The following is a 20933-nucleotide window of genomic DNA, read 5'->3' as shown; positions in this document are numbered from 1 at the left end:
CTTTAATTCATGATGCTTTTGAATACACTGCGTGCTGTTGCGGCATAACGCTTGGCACCCTCTTCATTCAAGTGGTGCTCATCTAGGTAGATCGGTACGCCATCAGCAAAAGGCGCTTGGGTAAACAAGCCAGAAGATTCGAAATTTAAACTGACCGTACTCGAATAGAGTTCTGCGTACTGCCGCAGAATCAAGTTGGTTTGCGCATAAGCGGGGTCAATATCAATTATTGAATCAAGACCCAGTGCTCTGAATCGTATGGCCCGCAGCGGGTTCTTTCTTAATAAAGGCTCTTGTTCAAGAAGATAAATTTCCTTACCCGCCTGACTTTGCTCTGACAAAAAAACATTCAAAGCCTTTTTAAAGTCCTCAGATGCCAATTGCCAGTTCCAGCTTGCAGCCAGAAATAGCACCTTTGTGTGCGGCAAATATTTCTTGGCCTGCTCAATTTGTTCCAAACAAGGTCGATGTGCCCACTCGGCAATACGTTGATAATCAAACCCTGGAATGGTCACGCAACTGCTGGCAGTGATGATGCGCGCCTTGAACCCCAAATCCTTTCCCAACTGGTCAAAAAAGAGATTGAGCATGGCTGCATGAGAATCGCCCAGAACCAGCACTTCCTTGTCGCTGTTCAGATCACCTTTGAGGCAATCGTCAACGATCTGTCCATGGCAAATTGTTGCGGGATCAGCGTAGCGCTGATATTCGACGGGCAGCGGTGGAGGTGATAGCGTTTGATTGATTTTGGCCATCCCGCCCCCCACTCCCAAGACCGAACCAGCCAGTAAACCGTAACCCAGCATTTTTCTCAGACGGGGCAGGTTGCTCGAACGTAGTGGTATTTCTACCCAATAAAACGACAAGCATGCTAAGAGCCAGGTCAAGGCAATAAACAGCAGACTAAACGGTACATCCAGTACTTGCGTGCCTGTGTAGTAGCGCAGCAAGGCCAATACCGGCCAATGCCACAGATAGAGTGAATACGACAGTTCGCCCAGAAAGACCATAGGCTTGCTTGCCAGCACTCGCCCTACCCCACCTTGAGCAGGGTGCAGCAGAGCGAGTGCAGCTCCAGCCACAGGCAACAAGGCCAGCAAACCGGGGAAAGGTCCAAGTTGAGGCTGCAAAGTGGCAGCCGCGATGATCAAGACCATTCCTAACTTGTTGAGCCAAGGCTTGCTTTCCTTTGATGCTTTGCCAGCATTCAAATGGAGTGCTACGAGCGCTCCAGCAAAGAATTCCGGCAGACGCGCATATAAGCTGTAGTAAGTTGCCTGCTCGATACCCAGTACACGCAGACGATATTCCGCTAAGCAGGTGAAGCCGAGCAGCAACGTTGCAAACAACCATTTGAGCGCCTTGACGGGCAGTAGCAAAACCAGCAGTGGGGCCAGCAGGTAGAACTGGATTTCTACTGCCAGCGACCAAGTGTGCAGCAGGGGTTGTTCATGACTAGCAGGAGCGAAATAATCACCAAAGCCAGCAAAGTAATTGTTACTGTTGAACCATGCTGCTTGATTCAGGCCTTTTTTATAGATGGCAAGATCTTGCGGCAAAAACAGGACTGCGACGAGCAAAGAGACTACCGTCAGCATTGCAAAATACGCAGGTGCAATACGTTTCAAGCGACTGACGTAGAAGTACTGCAGCGTATCAAAGAGCCGGTAATCTGATTGATTTTTTTTGTGCAGCAATATGCTGACAATCAAAAAACCAGAGATAACCAGGAATATGTCGACCCCGACAAACCCACCAGGCATCCAGGCAGGGTTGAAATGAAACAACATCACGACCGACACCGCAATGGCACGCAGACCTTGGATGTCGGGGCGGTAATTAATGGTGCTCATTAACCAGCCGATTTATGTCGCTTGCTACTGCTGGGCAACTAATGTTGCAATTTGGGTAATGCTTTCTTCGCCCAAATAAGGGTGCATGGGCAAACTGACCACCTTCTGCGCAACTGCATCACCCACAGGTAAATATGCACCCGCATCCGCCACAGCAGGCTGCAGATTCAACGGTATTGGGTAATGCACTGCTGTAGGAATGCCTTGCGCCTTAAGCTTGTCTTGCACTTGCTGGCGGTTGGGCACCTGCAGCGTGTATTGGGCCCATGCGCTGGTGTTGCAGGACTCAACATGTGGAAGCTGAATGCCAGACGCTTCGTCACCTTCTTGTACGAACTTTCGCAATGCATCAGCGTATTGCTGGGCGACTTGCTGGCGCTGGGCAACTTCTTGGTCCAGTACAGCCAGTTTCGGCAGCAAAATTGCAGCCTGGAGCGTGTCCAAACGGCTGTTCACACCTACGCGAACATGGTGGTAGCGGCGATCTTGCCCATGGCGAGCAATCTGGCGCATCACTTTCGCCAGTTCATCATCATTGGTAAAAATAGCCCCACCATCGCCGTAGCAGCCCAAGGGTTTGCTTGGAAAGAAACTGGTACAGGCAATAGTGGTGAGATTGCAGCTTTTTCGCCCCTTGTATGTTGCCCCAAAACTTTGGGCAGCATCTTCAATGACAGTCAAGCCGTGTTTCGCGGCAATCACATTGATGGCGTCGTAATCGGCACATTGCCCGTAAAGGCTCACGGGGATGATCGCTTTGGTCCGCGGGGTGATGGCTGCTTCTAACAACTGTGGGTCAAGATTGCAGGTACGTGGATCAATATCTACGTATACAGGCTTGGCACCCAGCAGAGCTACGGTTTCAGCCGTTGCGATGTAGGTAAAACCAGGAGTAATGACTTCATCACCGGGTCCAATACCCAATGCCATTTGGGCGATTTGCAAAGCATCTGTGCCGTTAGCCACTGAAATGCAATATTTTGCACCGGTATAAGCTGCTAATTTTTCTTCTAGTTCAGCAACTTCTGGTCCCAAAATGTATTGGCCATGATCCAATACACGCTGAATACCAGCATCAATTTCTTTTTTTAAATTCTGATACTGCGTTTTAAGATCAATAAATTGCATGGCTTACTCAGGCTGGTTGTTGTATGACGGTAGTGCCACTTAATACATAAAGTTTTCCGGAGTGCGCGCAGACTACTTGCCCTTCTCCTTTAAGCGGCAGATTTAGTTGTTCGCCAAATTCGCTCATCCAGCCAATTTGCTTTGCGGGTACACCCACCATCAGTGCGTAATCTGGCACATCTTTATTCACCACCGCGCCGGCGCCTACAAATGCATAGGCACCCACCGTAACACCGCAGACAATGGTGCAGTTGGCGCCCAAAGTGGCGCCTTTCTTAACCAAAGTATCGCGATATTCATTTTTTCGCTCAATCAAAGAGCGGGGGTTATAAACGTTGGTGAAAACCATACTTGGGCCGCAGAACACGCCGTCTTCCAGTGTTACGTTGTCATAAACGCTCACGTTGTTCTGTACTTTGCAATGATCGCCAATCACGACTTTGTTACCAACAAAGACGTTTTGTCCCAGCGAAACACCGCGGCCAATTTTTGCCTGCGCACAGACATGAACAAAGTGCCAGATACGGCTACCTTCTCCAATCTGCGCGCCCTCGTCGACGATGGCGCTGGAATGCACTGAATAATTCATGAATCAGCGCTCCAGTGGCAATGCAACGCGAACGCCATCGCGTGCTGAGCGGTACATGGCGGTCAGTAACTCCAGGCTCTTGAGTCCTTCACGGCCATCAGTTTCCGCCTCTGCTTGGCCTTGCAGGGTTTTGATGACGTTGTCGTAGTACAGCGGGTGGCCAAAACCATAAACGCTGGTTGTGGCATAGCTGGCCTGCTTGATCTCTTCATCTTCCGGACGCTGATCTGCAAACTGCCATTGCTGAATTTCATTGACAGCTACGCCCCCTACACGGACCGTACCCTTTTCACCCAAGATGGTGATGCTGCCTTCCAGATTTTTGGGATACGTGAGCATGGTGACATTTAAGGTACCCATGGCACCATTGCGCCAACGTATGGCAGAAACGCCTGTGTCTTCAGCCTGAATATTGCGTGCCAGCGTTCCGGTATAGCTCATTACGCTTTCGACTGGGCCAATCAGCCAGTTGAGCAAGTCAATATAGTGGCTGGCCTGGTTCATAAAGGCCCCGCCGTCCCATTCCCACGTACCACGCCACTTGGCAGCGTCGTAATACTCTTGGGGACGCGTCCAGAACACATTCAGGGCAACGCTATATATGCGGCCAAAACGACCCTGCTCTACTGCTTGCTTTAGCAGTTGCAAAGTTGCATTGCGGCGGTTTTGTTTCACAACAAAGAGCTTGACCCCTGCGTCGTCGCAGGCTCGTACCATGCCCAAAGCTTCGTGCCATTGTGTGGCCATCGGCTTTTCGCTGACTACATGTCGCCCCGACTGCGCAACTTCAATCGCTTGCCTGGGATGAAGGCCACTGGGTGTGGTCAGTATCACGGCATCAGCCGTTGTCTTGGCTAACAGCGCCTGCAAAGATGCATGGCCTTGGGCTCCGGTTTTCTCGACAGCTTGTGCCAGCGCTGCAGGGTCAATGTCACAGACATCCACCACCTCGCACCGATCCTTGTGCTGATCCAAAGCACCAAAGTGGTTGGCTGAAATACGGCCAGCACCAACGAGTGCAAAGCGAACTTTTCGGTCTTGAACAGGGGTCAGCATAAACGTCTCGATTACAAGCGGAAGATGGAAAAACCTTGGTCAGCCAGCGCATGGCGGTCGTATAAAGACTTCACATCGACCAAAACTGGCTGATTGCCCCGAGTCAAAGCCTTGAGTTGCGCCCCAGACAAGCTGCGATATTGGTTGTGCCCCACGGCTACCACCAGAGCGTCCACTGGATGTGCTTCATCAATTTGCCCCAAGGTAATGCCATATTCGTGGCTCACCTCTTGTGCATCAGCCCATGCGTCAGCAACAACAACCTGCGCGCCCCAGGCTTCAAATTCATGCACCATGTCCACAACCTTGCTGTTGCGGATGTCCGGGCAGTTTTCCTTGAAAGTGAGGCCCATCACACCAATACGGCAGCGCGGCACGTCCATGCCGTTTTGCAGCATCAGCTTGACAGTATTGCGAGCGACATAACGCGCCATGTTGTCGTTAATTCTGCGTCCCGCCAAAATCACTTGCGGGTGATATCCCACCTGCTCAGCTTTGTGCGTCAGGTAGTAGGGGTCCACGCCAATGCAGTGACCGCCCACCATTCCAGGACGGAAAGGCAAGAAGTTCCACTTGCTGCCGGCGGCCTCCAGTACATCCAGAGTGTCAATTCCCAGACGAGCAAAAATCACTGAAAGCTCGTTGACCAGCGCAATATTCAAGTCACGCTGCGTGTTCTCAATCACCTTGGCAGCTTCTGCCACCTTGATGCTGCTTGCCAGGTGCGTGCCTGCAGTGATGATTTCACGGTACAGGCCATCGACCGCTGCAGCCACTTCTGGGGTGCTGCCACTGGTGATTTTTTTAATCGTGGTCAGTGTGTTGACCTTGTCGCCTGGGTTGATGCGCTCAGGGCTATAGCCACAGAAAAAATCCTGATTGAATTTCAGGCCACTCATGCGCTCAAGCTCTGGAACACAAACCTCTTCGGTCGCACCCGGATACACCGTGGACTCATAAATCACCACATCGCCAGCTTTCAAAGCAGCACCCACGGTTTGGCTGGCTTTGATCAACGGCGTCATATCTGGACGATTTGCCTGATCAACAGGCGTTGGTACCGTCACGATAAACACCTTGCAGGCACGCAGATCTTCAATCTCGTGGCTGTACTGAAGGTGAACTGCGCTGCGCAGCTGCTCAGGACTGCATTCCAAGGTGTGGTCTTGCCCGCCGCGCAGCTCATCAATGCGCCGTGCGTTGATATCAAACCCTAAAGTCTTTCGCTTGGTGCCGAATTCGACTGCAAGGGGCAGACCTACGTAGCCAAGACCAATAATGGCAATGCTGGCATCAGAAAAGTTCATCGTGTTAACTTCTTTTTAATGTGTTTACCCACCCCAAGCTGAGGAGCAGCATGGAAATAGCACTTTTTATACAGCCAGTTTTGCCAGATCTGCCACCCGGTTCATGGCTACCTGCAATGCTGCCAGCAGACCTAAGCGGTTGGCCTTCAAGGCAGCATCTTCGGCATTCACCATGACGTGCTCAAAGAACGCATCCACCGGAGCACGCAATGCTGCCAAGGTTTGCAAACTTGCGGTGTAGTCACCTGCTTCAAACTGCTGCTGCGCCTTGGGTGCAACGGATTGCAATGCTGCAAACAGGTCTTTTTCAGCCTGCTCTGCCAGCAACGCCTCGTTCACCTGAGGTTGCACTTCTGTTTCGGCTTTCTTCAGGATATTGCCCACGCGCTTGTTGGCAGCAGCCAGTGCTTGCGCTTCAGGCAATGCTGCAAAGGCACGTACGGCTTCGAGACGTTTTTGCACATCAGCCAGGCGCTGTGGGCGCAAAGCCAGCACAGCTTCAACTTCCTGAGCACTAAAGCCTTGTTCACGCAGATTGACTGACAAGCGGTCGTAGAAGAACTCCACCAGCTGCGCCGTTGCGTCGGTGATCTTGTCGCCAAAAGCTGGCACAGCGCTGACGAGTAGCGTTTGCAGATCCAAGGGCAGGTCTTTTTCGACCAGCATGCGAATCACACCCAGCGCATGACGGCGCAGGGCGAAGGGGTCACGGTCGCCCGTGGGCAGGTTGCCGATACCGAACATGCCCACCAGCGTTTCCAGCTTGTCAGCCAGGGCCACCACCACGCCAGCATTACCACGTGGCAGTTCGTCGCCCGCAAACCGGGGTTTGTAATGGTCTTCAATGGCGTCGGCCACCGCCACATCCAGGCCGTCGTTCAATGCGTAGTAACGGCCCATGGTGCCTTGCAGCTCTGGGAACTCGCCCACCATATCGGTCACCAAATCGGTCTTGGCCAGCATGGCAGCCTGGTCGGCTTGCTGCACCAATTGCGCGTCACCCATTTGCTGGGCGATGGCTTTGGCAATGGCGCGCACACGTTCTACGCGTTCGCCTTGGGTGCCCAGCTTGTTGTGGTAGACCACCTTACCCAGGCCTTCAACACGCGAAGCCAGTGTTTTCTTGCGATCTTGGTCGAAGAAGAACTTGGCATCAGCCAGACGGGGGCGCACGACGCGTTCATTGCCTTCGATGACAGCCGACGCGTCTTGCGGCGTGATGTTGCTGACAATCAAAAACTGGTGCGTCAGCTTGCCTTGCGTATCCAGCAAGGGGAAGTACTTCTGATTGGCCTTCATGGTCAGAATCAGGCATTCCTGCGGCACGTTCAAGAACTCTTTTTCGAACTCGCAGACCAGCACATTGGGCCGCTCGACCAACGCAGTGACTTCATCCAGCAGTGCCGCGTCTTCAATGGGGCGCACACCGCCACCCACACGTGCAGCCGCCGCCTGCAACTGGCGAGTAATGTCTGCGCGACGCTCGGTAAAGCTGGCAATCACTGCGCCCTCTTCACGCAATTGCTCGGCGTAGCTGTCAGCGTTGCGGATGACCACGGGGTTCACTTTGGCTTCAAAGCGGTGACCGTGCGTGGCGGAGCCTGCTGTCAGACCCAAAGCCTTCACGCTGATCAGCACTTGCGTTCCGTGCATCACCACCAGCCCATGCGCAGGACGCACGAAGTTCACACTGGTCCAGCCATCTTGCAACTGGTAGCGCATGACCTTGGGGATGGGCAGCTTGGTGAGTGCCTCGTCCAGCGCTTTTTGTACGCCATCTGCCAGCGACACACCTTTGGCGGTGGAGGCAAAGAACAGGGTTTCAGCCTTGCCCTCTCCCTGGCGCTGCAGACTGGCCACGGCAGTGGCATCGGCCCCGAGCGCAGCCAGCTTCTTGAGCAGTGCGGGCGTGGGCTTGCCATCGGCATCCAGCGCCACGGCAACCGGCATCAGTTTTTGCGACACAGCCTTGTCTTCGGCCTGAGACAGCACTTCAGTAATGTGCGCCGCCAGACGGCGGGGCGAAGCGTAAGCCGTCAGTCGCGATTCACTGGAGGCCAGCAGGCCTTGCGCCTTGAGCTGCTCAAACAGCACGCCTGCAAAAGCATCTCCCAGCTTTTGCAACGCTTTGGGTGGCAACTCTTCAACAAACAGTTCAACAAGAAGATTCGATGCGTTCATAGTATTTGATAGCTTCCAGCGCTTAACAGATAGGGGCTAGAGGCTGATTTGTTTAGTATTTAACAGCGACCGCTTAAGCGGCCTTCTTGCTTTGTTGCTCTGCGGCTTTGGCCAGCTCGGCCAGCACTTCGTCGGCATGTGCTTTGGAGGCCATGGGAAAGCCCAGGCGCGCGCGGCTGTCCAGGTAGCTCTTGCCCACTGCGCGGGCCAGATTGCGAATGCGGCCGATATACGCTGCACGCTCAGTTACCGAGATGGCGCCACGTGCATCCAGCAAGTTGAAGGTGTGGCCGGCCTTGAGCACCTGCTCATAGGCGGGCAGCGCCAGTTGCGCCTCAATCAATTTGCCCGCTGTTTCTTCGTGCGCGGTGAAGGCGCTGAACAAGAAGTCAATATTGGAGTGGTCGAAGTTATAGGTTGACTGCTCCACCTCGTTTTGGTGGTACACGTCGCCGTAACTCAGACCGTCAGTCCAGGTGAGGTTGTAGACGTTGTCCACCCCTTGCAGGTACATGGCCAGACGCTCCAGGCCGTAGGTGATCTCGCCTGTCGCAGGCTTGCAGTCAATGCCGGCTACTTGCTGAAAGTAGGTGAACTGCGTCACTTCCATGCCATTGAGCCAGACTTCCCAGCCCAGACCCCATGCGCCCAGCGTTGGGTTTTCCCAGTCGTCTTCCACAAAGCGGATGTCGTTTTTCTTCAGGTCAAAGCCCAGCGCTTCCAGCGACCCCAGGTACAGCTCCAGAATGTTGTCTGGCGCTGGCTTTAAAACCACCTGAAACTGGTAGTAGTGCTGCAGGCGGTTGGGGTTCTCGCCATAGCGGCCATCTTTGGGGCGGCGGCTGGGCTGCACATATGCTGCCTTCCATGGCTCAGGGCCGATGGCGCGCAGGAATGTGCCGGTGTGCGAGGTGCCGGCGCCCACTTCCATGTCATACGGTTGAAGCAGTGCGCAGCCGTGGTCGGCCCAGTAGGACTGCAGTTTCAGAATAATTTGTTGAAAGGTCAGCATGACTTCAGAAAATGTCTTGGCTGCGCAAACGTGCTGCGCTGGCGCGTGATGTTGGTGGTGAAACGCTCACAGCAAACGGGCACAACAAGTGCCACGCACAGGCGCGTGTAAAGCAGCGATTCTAGGCCCGTAGGCCCAGCTTTTCTGTGCCTGTTTGTGTGACCGTGCTTGCCATGTCGACTTAAGCTTTAAAAAAGAGAGCTTCAAACGCTTTCAAAACAATAACTTCAGATATTTTCATCTTCCATTAGCTTCTCTGACTTGCGATTGAAGCTCTCTTTTTTGACATTTTGTAATGTATGCAAAGAAAAACGCAGCTCTACAATGCTTGCCACTGTTTGCTTTGACCATTGCTTACCGCTTGCGAGGATTGGCATGAACCTGTTCAACATCATCAAAAATCAGCTGATTGAAGTCATCGAGTGGACCGATGATTCGCGCGACACCCTGTCTTACCGCTGGCCGGATGACGACAAGGAAATCAAGAACGGCGCACAACTGATCGTGCGCGAGTCGCAGCAGGTGCAGTTTGTGGCCGCCGGCCAGTACGCCGATTTGTTTGGCCCCGGCAAGCACACCTTGACCACCGAGAACGTGCCGGTGCTGTCCACCATACTGGGCTGGAAATACGGTTTTCAGTCGCCTTTCAAGTGCGATGTTTACTACATCAACACGCGCCTGTTTACAGGCAATAAATGGGGCACCTCGAACCCGGTGCTGATGCGCGATAAGGATTTTGGCGTGGTGCGCATTCGCGCCTTTGGCTCGTACGACTTTCGTATCGTTGAGCCAGCCAAGTTTTTGAAGGAAGTGGCGGGCACTGACCAGAACTTTCGCATTGATGAGTTTGCCGACACCATGCGCTCGCGCATCGTCAGCGTGTTTACTGAGGCTCTGGCCAAAGCACAAGTGCCGGTGCTGGACGTAGCCACGCGCTACAGCGACCTGGGTGATGCACTGGTGCAGATCATCAACCCGGTGATGGTCGAAAAATACGGTATCGAGGTGGCAACCTTCGTGCTGGAAAACGTCTCCGTCCCGCCGGAAGTGGAAGAGGCCATCGACAAGCGCTCCAGCATGAGCGCGATTGGCAACCTCAACGACTATGTGAAGTACCAGATGGGCCATGCCATGGCCAACGGCGGCGAAGGCGCTGCAGCAGCCACCATTCCCGCGACCATGGCCATGGGTTTTGGTATGGCGCAGGAAATGATGAAACAAATGCAGCAGCCTGCCCCGCAAGCACCCGCTTTTGGTGCGCAGGTATCCAGCGATGCGTTCTCACCAGCTGCAGCACAGGCGGCACAAGTGCTCTCCACATCGCCATCGCCCGTTGCCGCAGGTCTGCTGGTCTACACACCAGAGCAAGCCGCACAGGTGCTGGGCGTGGAAACAGCCGATGTGCTGGCCGAGCTGGAAGCAGGCAATCTCAAAGGCCGCAAGATTGGTACGAACTGGCGTATTGCGCAAACTGCTTTGGATGAGTTCTTGCGCGGTGCATAAGAACGCCACCTGAGCCGCTAGCGGCCTCCCCCACTGGGGGGCGGCAGCCTTAGCCTTGCTGCGGGGCGGCCCTTGCTCGCTGCGCTGGCTGCGCTGGCTGCTCTACGCTTTTCTCAGCGCCCTGTTTTCCTTTTAGCTGTGACTGACACTTCTTCATACACACCAGCCCCTGATGTACCCAAGCCCTCCATGGTGCGCAAGCACCCATGCCCGGAGTGCGGTGCCAATCTGGAGTGGAATGCCAAGGCGCAATCGCTCAAGTGCCCGTACTGCGGCACCATAGTGCCGTGGAGCGAGGAAGTCCGCGAAGAACTTGGCCAGGCCATCGTTGAGCAAGACTTGGCCGAAGCACTCAGCCAGCCGCCCAGTGGCCGCGGCTGGGGCCAGCAGCGCAATGAAGTGCAGTGCCAAAACTGCCGCGCAATTTCAGTGTTTGTGGACGGGCGTGTCGCGCAGCGCTGTGACTTTTGTGGCTCTCCCGCCATCGTGGCGCATGAAGATGGCAGCGATGTCATCACCCCGCAAAGCATCCTCCCGTTCAAGATCAGTGATGGGCAGATCCGCGACAAGATTCGCCAGTGGTACGGCTCACGCTGGTTTGCACCGAATAAGCTCAAGCACGCCGCACTGACGGACACGCTGCATGGCGTCTATCTGCCGTACTGGACGTTTGATGCCTACGTCAGCGCCACATGGCAGGCTGAGGCAGGCTTTTACTACTACACCACCGAAAGCTACCGCGATGCCAGCGGCAATACCCAGACACGACAGGTGCGCCACACCCGGTGGGAGTCGGCATCTGGGCAGCTCAAGCATTTTTTTGATGACGAATTAGTACCCGGCACTGTGGGGGTGCATGCCAAGCTGCTGCGTGCGGTGGAACCATTTCCCACCACCACCGACCTTCAGCCCTACACCCCGGAGTTTGTCCGGGGCTGGACGGTTGAGCGCTACCAGGTGGATTTGCACAAAGCCGCCACACTCAATGAACAGGACATGGGCCACCAGGTGCAAGCCATGTGCGCACACCAGGTGCCCGGCGATACCCACCGCAATCTTCGCGTGCAGCGGCAGTATGCAGGCCGCACCTTCAAACACGTGCTGGTGCCCATCTGGGTGGTGGGCTACACCTATGGCAGCAAAAACTACCAGATCATCGCCAATGGCTATACCGCACAGATTGCCGGTGAGCGGCCGTACAGCTGGGTGAAGATTTTCTTTGCTGTGCTATGTGCGGTGCTGGTATTGCTCACGGTGATGACCTGGGTACAAACAGTTGATTGAACACGCACCCAATGCAGCCGGCAAAACGGCAGCCCATGGCTGCCGTTCTTAATTGAATGCCGCGTGGTTTTGCGTTCAGGCCGCAAAGACTTGCGCATCTTTGAAAGCAGGCTGTTTCTGGTCTTTGTCAGACAACAGAAAATCCACGCCCAAATCAGGCCACTGGATACCGATGTCCGCATCGTTCCACGCTATGCCCCGGTCAGACTGGGGCGCGTAGTACGCCGTGGTTTTGTACATGACATCTGCAGTCGCACTCAGCACAAGAAACCCATGGGCAAATCCAGGAGGTATCCAAAGCTGTTGGGCATTTTTTGCCGAGAGTTGATGGCTCGTCCATTTTCCAAAATTTGGAGAACTCTTTCGAATATCCACCACGACATCCCAAATCTCACCTTGAATCACATAGATCAATTTTCCCTGTGCACAAGGAGCCACCTGGTAATGCAAGCCTCTTAAAACACCTCGCTGACTGTGACTTAAATTGTCTTGCAAGAAAAGGACATCATCGCCTAAAAAATCAGCATAAACACGCTGATTAAAGGCTTCTTGAAAAGACCCACGAGCGTCCATCCAGACTTTGGGCTCGAGCAACATCAGTTCAGAAAAAACTGTGGGTATTTTTCTCAAAACTTAGGCCCTTTAATAAATTGCATTAAATATTTTCCATAGCCATTTTTAAGCAGCGGCTGGGCCAGTTTTTCTATTTGTGCTGCGTCAATCCACCCTGAGCGAAATGCAATTTCCTCTGGGCAAGACACTTTCAGCCCCTGCCTTTGCTCCAGCGTGGCGATGAACTGCCCGGCCTCAAGCAAACTCTCGTGTGTTCCGGTATCCAGCCACGCATACCCACGACGCATGAGCTGCACATTCAACTGATTTTTTTCGAGGTACAACCTGTTCAGGTCGGTGATCTCCAATTCACCACGCAGCGATGGCTGGAGGCCCTTGGCCATTTCTACGACTTGTGCATCGTAGAAATACAGCCCTGTAATCGCAAAATTGGATTTTGGATTTTCCGGTTTTTCTTCTACAGACAGCACTTTGCCGTGATCATCGAATTGAGCAACGCCATAGCGAGAAGGATCTTGAACATGATAGGCAAACACCGTCGCACCGGATGTCTGGTCACTGGCTTCTTTGAGTAAGCGCTGGAAATCATGGCCATAGAAGATGTTGTCGCCCAACACCAGGGCACTGGGTGCACCGTTGAGAAACTTCTCGCCAATCAAAAATGCCTGTGCCAATCCATCAGGGCTGTGCTGTACCTCGTAATGAAGGCTCAATCCCCATTCACTGCCATCACCCAGCAGTTGCGCAAAACGCGGCGTATCTTGCGGCGTACTGATAATCAAAATGTCTCGGATACCCGCCAGCATCAAAGTACTCAGCGGGTAGTAGATCATGGGCTTGTCATAGACGGGCAGTAGCTGCTTGCTGATGGCTAGCGTGGCCGGGTGCAGACGTGTGCCGGAGCCACCCGCCAAAATAATGCCTTTGCGCTGTGCAGTCATAATGTTCACAAATTAATAGCATCGAGTGCTTGCCAGTCAATAATTTAGCCTGCTTTTACTTGAACTCACAAGATCTCGCGCAACATGCGGTCTACACCTTGCTGCCAGACAGGCAGATGCAGCCGCATGGCAGCCTGCAACTTGACAGTGCTAAGGCGTGAATTCAATGGCCGCTGGGCAGCCGCAGGAAAGGCAGTGGTGGGCACCGCAGCTACATGTTGCACCTTCCAGGGCAGATCGGGGCGCAAAATTCTCGCCTGTGCAATGACGTGGCTGGCATAGGCATGCCATGTGGTTGTACCACCTGCAACCAGGTGGTACAGGCCCAGATCGTGGTCGTGCGCTTGGACATGGCGTAGGGCATGGGCAGTGACATCCGCAATCAGATCAGCACCTGTTGGCGCTCCCCACTGATCGCTGATGACGCTGAACTCGTCATTTTCTTGCGCCAGACGAAGCATTGTCTTGGCAAAGTTTCTTCCACGCGAGCCATACACCCAGCTGGTACGAAAAATCAGGTGGCGGCACCCTGTCGCCTCAATGCGCTGCTCGCCTTCAAGCTTGGTTCGGCCATAGACCGACAGCGGCCCTGTGGTATCGCCCTCTTTGTGTGCATTGCAGCCACTGCCATCAAACACATAGTCGGTGCTGTAGTGCACCAGTAAGGCACCCAGAGAATGCGCCTGCAGAGCCATGACCTCAGGGGCCTGAGCATTCAGGCGCAATGCCAGCGCCTGCTCTCCCTCTGCCTTGTCCACTGCTGTGTGCGCCGCAGCATTCACAATCACATCCGGGCGTACGGTACGGATGGTCTGCGCCAGCCCTAGCAAGTCACTCACATCACCGCACAGGCCGTCAGAGGGCGTTCGGTGCTGCAATGCGATCACTTCGCCCAAAGGGGCCAGGCTGCGTTGAAGCTCCCAGCCAACCTGCCCGGTACTTCCGAACAGCAAAATCTTCATGCGCTGCCCTCTAGGCTGTAGTGCTTTTGCACCCAGTCGCGGTAGCTACCAGACTGCACGCTGGCGACCCACTGTGGGTTGTCCAGATACCACTGGACAGTTTTGCGAATACCGGTTTCAAACGTCTCAGCAGGCTTCCAGCCCAGCTCACGTTCAAGCTTGCGAGCATCCATGGCGTAACGCCGGTCATGGCCAGGGCGGTCTGTCACAAAGGTCATTTGCTCTGCATACGACTTGCGATATGCACGAGGGCGCAACTCATCGAGCAGTGCACACACGGCTGTGACGATGTCTAGATTGGTTTTTTCATTCCAGCCACCCACGTTGTAGGTTTCACCAAGCTTGCCCGCATCCAGCACATGGCGGATCGCGCTGCAATGGTCACGCACATACAGCCAGTCGCGCACCTGCATTCCATCGCCATAAATAGGCAGTGGCTTGCCCGCCAAGGCATTCACAATCATCAGCGGGATCAGCTTTTCAGGAAAGTGCAGCGGACCGTAGTTATTGCTGCAATTGGTGGTCAACACCGGCAAACCATAGGTATGGTGCCAGGCACGCACCAAATGGTCAGATGCCGCTTTTGACGCGGAGTACGGGCTGTTGGGCGCGTAGCTGTGTGTTTCGGTAAAAGCCGGATCGTGGGGTGCCAGTGTTCCAAAGACCTCATCGGTGGAGACGTGCAGAAACCGGAAACTGCTTTTGGCGGCACCCTCTAAATCACTCCAGTAGGCACGCGCCGCTTCCAGCAAGCGAAAAGTACCCACCACGTTGGTCTGAATAAAGTCTTCTGGCCCATGAATGGAGCGGTCCACATGGCTTTCTGCCGCGAAGTTGATGATGGCACGCGGTTGGTGCTGGGCCAGCAACTGCGCCATTGTCTTGCCATCGGCAATATCAGCCTGCACAAAGATGTGACGCGCATCGCCATGCAGGCTGGCCAAGCTTTGCAGATTGCCCGCATAGGTCAGCTTGTCGACATTGAGTACTGGCTCATTCGTGACAGCCAGCCAGTCGAGAACAAAGTTTGCGCCAATGAAGCCTGCGCCACCGGTGACAAGAATCATGGTACTTGGAGTAATTCAGGAGTGAGCACGCATTATCGTGACACCAGCCCTTATGCCCGCAGGCTGACTATCACCCCCAGCGCTGTTGTGCCATCACCAGCAAGCCTTCAAAGATCAGGTTGTCGACCAGTTCGAAGGGGCGCGTCATGCTGGGCACCATCTTCCAGCCCGCACCACCGGCCATCACACAAGCTGGCTCCATGCTGCAATGCAGGTACAGGTGCTGGTATGTGCGCTCTACAGCCCCTGCGATGGCGTAGGTGCCGCCACTGGTCAAGGCATCGCTGGTATTTTGGGGGAACGGCGTGACCGACCCCGTTGGAACATGCAGCCCCGCCGTTCCACTTTCCAGGGCCCGCAGCATGATGCCGTGGCCCGGCAAAATCAAGCCCCCCAGAAAGTTGCCTCGTGCGTCCAGCGCATCGACCGTCACTGCTGTGCCCACCATCACCACAATCAATGGGCGTTCAATACCGCGCTCAAGGATATGGTTGCGCGCACCAATCATGGCAACCCAGCGGTCAGCGCCCAGACGCAGCGGGTGCTCATAACCATTCGTCACCCCCGCTTCCTGCACCGATGGCACCACCCATTTGGGCTCCAGCTCCCAGCCCAGCATCAACTCCATCTGATCGTGCACGCGCCGCCGTGCTGTTTCACCTGCCACAACGCAGCCCAGCATGTGCGTAGGCGCGGGCAACTTGCTCCAGGGGCCTTCCGCTAAACGCTCAATGTGCTCCAGGAACTCAGCGCCATGGGCCAGCAAAGCTGCTCCAGGACGTGGTGCGTCATACATCGCCCACTTCAGGCGCGTGTTGCCGATATCGATGGCCAGAAAAGTCATGGGCGGCATTATCAAGAATTTTCAGACGGCGCTCGTGTGCTTTGTGAAACGATTCACTGACGAATGCAGCATTTCAGCGCAAATTGTCAAGAATTCAGACGTAGGATGTGTCTGTCCTTGTGTAAACGGGTTTGCCGTTACATTGTTTGCTGCCTTTCAACTTTTTCAGGAGTGAACGTATGGGCCTGTTTAGTTTTATCAAAGAAGCTGGCGAAAAACTGTTTGGCGGCAAGGACGCACAAGCGGCCACCGCTCCAGAGGACCTCAACAGCAAAGCTGCTGCTGCCATTGAGACTTATATCAATGTGCAAAAGCTGGGAGTGAGCAATCTGAAGGTCAGCTACGACGGCAATCAGGGCAAGGTCACGGTCGCGGGCGAGGCCCCCACACAAGCGGTCAAAGAAAAAATTACGCTGTGCTGCGGGAATGTGGCCAATGTCACGTCAGTGGACAACCAAATGACCGTCACCAACCCTGAGCCAGAGGCGCAGTACCACGACGTTGTACGCGGTGACACGCTGTCGGCGATCGCCAAGAAATACTATGGCGATGCCAACAAGTACCCAACGATCTTTGAGGCCAACAAGCCCATGCTGAGCCATCCTGACAAAATTTACCCTGGCCAGAAACTGCGTATTCCGGCACTGTAAGTTAAATGCTCCATCGTCAAAGCGCTCCTTGAGGGCGCTTTTTCTTTAGGCATTCATTAAAATTCACGCCATTTCCTCGCAAGCACACACTCATGAAAACTCTGCTCACTGGCGGCGCTGGCTACATTGGTACACACACAGCCGTAGAACTTCTTCAAAATGGTCATGAAGTAGTGATTTACGACAATTTCAGCAACAGCCACCCCGAAGCAGTCCGGCGCGTCGAGAAAATCACAGGTCAAAAAATCAAAACTGTCCAAGGTGATGTTCGAGAGCAGAGCACTTTGGAAGCCGCTATCAGAGAGCACAGTATCGACAGTGTTGTGCATCTCGCAGGGAAAAAAGCGGTGGGCGAGTCTGTTGCCCACCCCGTGGACTACTTCGACAACAACGTCAACGGCACGCTGGTACTGCTGCGTGCCATGCAGGCCACCGGCCTGCGCAAACTGGTTTTCAGCTCATCAGCTACCGTTTACGGTGTTCCTCAGTATTTACCGTATGACGAGGCGCACCCCACTTCGGCCATGAACCCTTATGGACGCAGCAAGCTGATGGTGGAAGAAATTCTGTCTGACCTCTACCATTCAGATTCAAGCTGGAGTCTGGCTGTCTTGCGTTATTTCAACCCTATCGGTGCCCATAGCAGCGGATGGATTGGTGAAGATCCAGCAGGTATTCCGAACAATCTACTGCCCTACATTGCCCAGGTGGCAGTAGGCCGCCGCGATGCGGTACAGGTCTTTGGCAGCGATTACCCAACGCCTGATGGCACGGGTGTGCGCGACTACATTCACGTCATGGACTTGGCACGCGGCCATGTAAAAGCGTTAGAGAAGCTGCAGTCCCAGCAAAGTCCGGAGTTACTGACCCTGAATCTGGGAACCGGCCAGGGCCACAGCGTGCTGGATGTCATTCATGCGTTTGAAGCTGCGTGCAAAAAAACCATCCCTTACGTTCTGGCAGACCGACGCCCTGGCGATCTTGCCAGTTACTATGCCGCGCCCCATGCGGCGCAGCAAACACTGGGCTGGCAAGCCCAATACGATCTGGCCACCATGTGCGCAGATGCTTGGCGCTGGCAGAGTCAAAACCCCAATGGCTACCTGAGCTAAAAAAAGCGCCTTGGTGTATGAACACCAAGGCGCTTTTTCATAGCTCCAAGCCAGCCCCTAGCGCCAAGGCAGCCCCTGTCTGCGCCACCCGCCGATATTTCCTCGGTGGCCATTGGCGTCGACATCGCCTTCAAAGCCTTCAAGGATGTTGTATGCCTCAATACCCAACTGCGCAGCGCGTGTAGCCGCGGCCACCGATCGCACGCCGCTGCGACAAAGCAGCACCACTTTGCCACCCTCAGGCACAGCCGCTTGAAGTTGCTCGTCAAAGTCTGGGTTGCTGGCCATTCCTGGCCATTGTTTCCACTCGATGGGAACAGCACCGGGTACCTGACCGACCCAGGCACGCTCTGCATTGGTGCGCACGTCAACCAGTACGGCCAGGCCGCTTTGCACCCACTGCCAAGCCAGCGGAGCGGGAATGTCACCGGCATACGCTGTGGCAGGCGTCACTTGTAGAGTTGGCTGTGTTGTCATGGCACGCGCTTCCTTGCATTCAAAAAACTGGCAGAAAGTTTCTCACAGACCTTAGGCAATATCCAATGCCGTTATTAAAAATATAGCTATTAGCGCTTTAAAAGCAAGCATTTCAGATACTTTCAGCATTGAAAACCTTGTGTACCAAACGAAGGGAGCTCTTATTTTTTACAGAACCCAATCTGGCGCTGGATGCTGGCGCAACTCGGCACGCAAGCGCGCATAGTCAGGGCACGTGGCACCCACTACCGTCCAAAACCGGGGGCTGTGGTCCATTACACGCAAATGCGCCAGCTCATGAACCACCACGTAATCCAGCACAGGCATGCGAAAGTGCAACAGCCGCCAGTTCAGCATAATGCTGCCATCTTCCTTGGCACTGCCCCAGCGCGTACGGGCATTGGACAGCCGCAGGCTTTGCCACTGCACACCCACTGCGGGTGCAAAGCGCTGCAATCGCTCAGTAAACAGCGTACGGGCATGGCGCAGCCACCATGCATTGACCAAAGCGCGAATGCTGGCAGCAGGTGCATCCACAGGCAGCGCCAAATGCAGCACCCAGCGGTACTCCCCCACGGCCAGCAACTCGCCGCCGCGCGGGGCGGCAGGATGCAGGTTCAACTGCAAAGTGCCGCCAAGGTACGGCAACAATGCCCCGTGCTGCCACTCAATGCGCGGTGTTAGCTGGGTTCTGGTGTGCCGCTCGCCCAGCTTGCTGAGCACCCACTGCGCCTTGCCTTGTAGCACCGATTCAATATTGGCCATGCTGACGCGCAAGGGCGCACGCACCGTCAGCCCACTGTCACCGACTTCCAGGCCAATACTGCGGCGGCTGCTGCGTACCAACAAATAAGCCACGCTGGCATGGCCCAAAGGGGCGGTGTGCGTGGCTTGGGGATGGGCATAAGCCAGGACAGGAGCGTTCAAGCTTGTGTGCTGCCAGTACTGATAGCAGGCACAGCGGGGTATGCCTCAGGATCCAGACGGCGCATTTCAGCCTCAATCCAGTCCTGCACTTCTTGCATGAGCTCATCGTGCTTGCGTCCCGCACTTTGAATCATCGGGCCTACAGAGACATCGACCACACCGGGCTTTTTGATGAACGATTTGCGTGGCCAGCATTTGGCAGACGTCACCGCAATCGGCACCACTGGTGCGCCCGTCATGATGGCCAGACGGGTGGCGCCCGTTTTGTATTCGCCCACTTGCCCCCGCTCTACGCGGGTTCCTTCGGGAAACATGATGACCCAGATGCCTTGGGCCAGCAAACGCTTGCCCTGCTCGACCATCTTGTGAAAGGCACGCGAGCCTTGCTTGCGGTCGATGTGAATCATGTCCAGACTGCCGATCGACCAGCCGAAGAATGGAATGTTGAGCAGCTCTTTCTTGAACACATAGGCCAGAGAGCGGGGCATGATGGCAGGCATCAAAAATGTCTCGTACGTGGACTGGTGCTTGCACAGCAGCACCACCCCCTGCTCAGCGCCAGTTGGCAGATTTTCCATGCCTTGCACGCGGTACTTGATACCGCAGAACCAGCCAGCACTGTCCACACTCAGCGTGAGCCAGGCGCGCGCAATGGTCCAGCGCAGTGCGGGTGAACCACCGCACACACGGACCAATAAAATCAGCAAGGTGTACGGGATAACAGTAATGCCCATCCACAGCATGTGGATCACAGAGCGAAGAAGCGACATGAAGGCAATCCTAAAAATGGAACGGTGTCCACACAATGAAAGCCGCCTTGGGCAATCAGTTGCCGGTCAAGGGTGAAGGTGGTGAAGAAAGTACCGTAGTTTGCACATCTGGGGCCAGGGCATCGGCCAGCAGCTTCCAGCTGGCAAACTGGGGTACGTCCTGCTTGAGCGGCGTGGCAGGTGCCTGCTCACCCAATTGCAGCCATACCAAGTTGGCCCCCATTGCCTCGCCGGCTTGCAGGTGCTTGCTTTCTTGCCCGATCACCCACACCTCATGCGGCTCTGCGCCATAGCGGGTGGCAATCTGCTGCAGCAACCCTGGGGCTGGCTTGCGGCACGCACAATGTTCGTCAGGCGTATGCGGGCAGAAAAAAACCGCCTCAATCCGGGCACCAACGGCCGCTAGCTCACGCAGCATGCGCTGGTGCAGCACATTCAGTTCGGTCACATCAAAGCTGCCACGCCCCAGACCCGGCTGGTTGGTGGCCAGCGTGACATACCAGCCACCGCGATTGAGCTGTGCAACCGCCTCAAGCGCCCCCTCTTGAGGCCGCCAGTCTTTGAACGCCACGATGGAGTCTTCTCCCTCCACGTTGAGGGTTCCGATGCAGTCCAAAATGGCAAGTTTCATAAACGTCAGGCAGTCAGCGTAAGCAAAGTGCAAATGATAAGAGCGGCGTCACCAGGGTATTTGAAG

Annotated in this window: 21 protein-coding genes; 4 read left to right on the top strand and 17 right to left on the bottom strand. The window is 54.9% G+C overall.

Going from position 1 to position 20933, the window contains the following annotated elements; genetic code table 11:
- Positions 1 to 2 precede the first annotated feature (2 nt).
- From IB213_RS02160 to IB213_RS02125, 8 genes are all read right to left on the bottom strand, one after another.
- A complete protein-coding gene (locus tag IB213_RS02160; RefSeq protein ID WP_192405249.1) occupies positions 3 to 1853 on the bottom strand; it encodes an acyltransferase family protein in 1851 nt (616 codons plus the stop codon).
- Positions 1854 to 1877: 24 nt separating this feature from the next.
- Positions 1878 to 2981, bottom strand: a complete 1104-nt coding sequence (locus tag IB213_RS02155; protein ID WP_192405248.1) for a DegT/DnrJ/EryC1/StrS aminotransferase family protein — start codon at positions 2979 to 2981, stop codon at positions 1878 to 1880.
- Positions 2982 to 2988: 7 nt separating this feature from the next.
- A complete protein-coding gene (gene wbpD / locus IB213_RS02150; RefSeq protein ID WP_191722712.1) occupies positions 2989 to 3570 on the bottom strand; it encodes a UDP-2-acetamido-3-amino-2,3-dideoxy-D-glucuronate N-acetyltransferase in 582 nt (193 codons plus the stop codon).
- Between the two features lie 3 nt (positions 3571 to 3573).
- Complete coding sequence (locus tag IB213_RS02145) at positions 3574 to 4626, bottom strand: Gfo/Idh/MocA family protein (RefSeq protein WP_192405247.1); 1053 nt, start codon at positions 4624 to 4626, stop codon at positions 3574 to 3576.
- An 11-nt stretch (positions 4627 to 4637) separates the two neighbouring features.
- Positions 4638 to 5933, bottom strand: coding sequence for a nucleotide sugar dehydrogenase (locus IB213_RS02140; RefSeq protein WP_192405246.1), 1296 nt, complete (start codon positions 5931 to 5933; stop codon positions 4638 to 4640).
- A gap of 66 nt (positions 5934 to 5999) precedes the next feature.
- Complete coding sequence (gene glyS / locus IB213_RS02135; RefSeq protein WP_192405245.1) at positions 6000 to 8114, bottom strand: glycine--tRNA ligase subunit beta; 2115 nt, start codon at positions 8112 to 8114, stop codon at positions 6000 to 6002.
- A gap of 73 nt (positions 8115 to 8187) precedes the next feature.
- Positions 8188 to 9126: a glycine--tRNA ligase subunit alpha gene (glyQ, locus tag IB213_RS02130; RefSeq protein WP_191722708.1), complete on the bottom strand. Its 939-nt coding sequence runs from the start codon at positions 9124 to 9126 to the stop codon at positions 8188 to 8190.
- Positions 9127 to 9353: 227 nt separating this feature from the next.
- The gene (locus IB213_RS02125; protein WP_191722707.1) at positions 9354 to 9503 is read right to left on the bottom strand and encodes a hypothetical protein; all 150 of its coding nucleotides are present in this window, start codon (positions 9501 to 9503) and stop codon (positions 9354 to 9356) included.
- On the opposite strand from IB213_RS02125, the gene IB213_RS02120 reads away from it, so the two are divergent.
- Together IB213_RS02120 and IB213_RS02115 are read left to right on the top strand one after the other, a co-directional pair.
- Positions 9502 to 10629, top strand: coding sequence for an SPFH and helix-turn-helix domain-containing protein (locus IB213_RS02120; protein ID WP_191722706.1), 1128 nt, complete (start codon positions 9502 to 9504; stop codon positions 10627 to 10629). The two genes, IB213_RS02125 and IB213_RS02120, sit on opposite strands and share 2 nt — an antisense overlap.
- A gap of 189 nt (positions 10630 to 10818) precedes the next feature.
- Positions 10819 to 11913: a zinc ribbon domain-containing protein gene (locus IB213_RS02115; RefSeq protein WP_192405610.1), complete on the top strand. Its 1095-nt coding sequence runs from the start codon at positions 10819 to 10821 to the stop codon at positions 11911 to 11913.
- A gap of 75 nt (positions 11914 to 11988) precedes the next feature.
- Here the strand turns inward: IB213_RS02115 and rfbC are convergent, their stop codons facing one another.
- The 5 genes from rfbC to IB213_RS02090 all read right to left on the bottom strand — a co-directional run bounded on the left by rfbC (position 11989) and on the right by IB213_RS02090 (position 16300).
- Entirely contained in the window at positions 11989 to 12543 is a 555-nt protein-coding gene (gene rfbC, locus IB213_RS02110; RefSeq protein ID WP_192405244.1) for a dTDP-4-dehydrorhamnose 3,5-epimerase, read from the bottom strand.
- A complete protein-coding gene (rfbA, locus tag IB213_RS02105) occupies positions 12540 to 13427 on the bottom strand; it encodes a glucose-1-phosphate thymidylyltransferase RfbA (protein ID WP_191722704.1) in 888 nt (295 codons plus the stop codon). The genes rfbC and rfbA overlap by 4 nt, the downstream gene beginning before the upstream one ends.
- A gap of 65 nt (positions 13428 to 13492) precedes the next feature.
- Positions 13493 to 14389 (bottom strand): dTDP-4-dehydrorhamnose reductase, encoded by an 897-nt coding sequence (gene rfbD / locus IB213_RS02100; RefSeq protein ID WP_192405243.1) that lies wholly within the window; start codon positions 14387 to 14389, stop codon positions 13493 to 13495.
- On the bottom strand, positions 14386 to 15456 hold the full coding sequence (rfbB, locus tag IB213_RS02095; RefSeq protein ID WP_192405242.1) for a dTDP-glucose 4,6-dehydratase: 1071 nt from the start codon (positions 15454 to 15456) through the stop codon (positions 14386 to 14388). Before rfbB ends, rfbD begins: the two co-directional genes overlap by 4 nt.
- Positions 15457 to 15526: 70 nt before the next feature.
- The gene (locus IB213_RS02090) at positions 15527 to 16300 is read right to left on the bottom strand and encodes a type III pantothenate kinase (RefSeq protein ID WP_191722701.1); all 774 of its coding nucleotides are present in this window, start codon (positions 16298 to 16300) and stop codon (positions 15527 to 15529) included.
- A gap of 179 nt (positions 16301 to 16479) precedes the next feature.
- Between IB213_RS02090 and lysM the strand changes: the two genes are divergently transcribed.
- Together lysM and galE are read left to right on the top strand one after the other, a co-directional pair.
- Positions 16480 to 16950 (top strand): peptidoglycan-binding protein LysM, encoded by a 471-nt coding sequence (gene lysM / locus IB213_RS02085; RefSeq protein ID WP_191722700.1) that lies wholly within the window; start codon positions 16480 to 16482, stop codon positions 16948 to 16950.
- Between the two features lie 92 nt (positions 16951 to 17042).
- Positions 17043 to 18062 carry a UDP-glucose 4-epimerase GalE gene (gene galE, locus IB213_RS02080; RefSeq protein ID WP_192405241.1) on the top strand — a complete coding sequence of 340 codons (1020 nt, stop codon included), beginning with the start codon at positions 17043 to 17045 and terminating at the stop codon, positions 18060 to 18062.
- 57 nt (positions 18063 to 18119) lie between these two features.
- On the opposite strand, the gene IB213_RS02075 is transcribed toward galE, so the two are convergent.
- From IB213_RS02075 to IB213_RS02060, 4 genes are all read right to left on the bottom strand, one after another.
- A complete protein-coding gene (locus tag IB213_RS02075; RefSeq protein ID WP_191722698.1) occupies positions 18120 to 18539 on the bottom strand; it encodes a rhodanese-like domain-containing protein in 420 nt (139 codons plus the stop codon).
- 168 nt (positions 18540 to 18707) lie between these two features.
- The gene (locus tag IB213_RS02070; protein ID WP_192405240.1) at positions 18708 to 19466 is read right to left on the bottom strand and encodes a M48 family metallopeptidase; all 759 of its coding nucleotides are present in this window, start codon (positions 19464 to 19466) and stop codon (positions 18708 to 18710) included.
- Positions 19463 to 20236: a 1-acyl-sn-glycerol-3-phosphate acyltransferase gene (locus tag IB213_RS02065; RefSeq protein WP_192405239.1), complete on the bottom strand. Its 774-nt coding sequence runs from the start codon at positions 20234 to 20236 to the stop codon at positions 19463 to 19465. Before IB213_RS02065 ends, IB213_RS02070 begins: the two co-directional genes overlap by 4 nt.
- Before the next feature lie 55 nt (positions 20237 to 20291).
- A complete protein-coding gene (locus IB213_RS02060) occupies positions 20292 to 20867 on the bottom strand; it encodes an HAD-IIIA family hydrolase (protein ID WP_192405238.1) in 576 nt (191 codons plus the stop codon).
- Positions 20868 to 20933: the final 66 nt, after the last annotated feature.

Source organism: Comamonas sp. CMM02 (assembly GCF_014851485.1).
Classification (GTDB): Bacteria; Pseudomonadota; Gammaproteobacteria; order Burkholderiales; family Burkholderiaceae_C; genus Comamonas; species Comamonas avium.
Note: the sequence above shows the minus strand (reverse complement) of the source record. Positions and strands in the feature narration are given on the sequence as shown.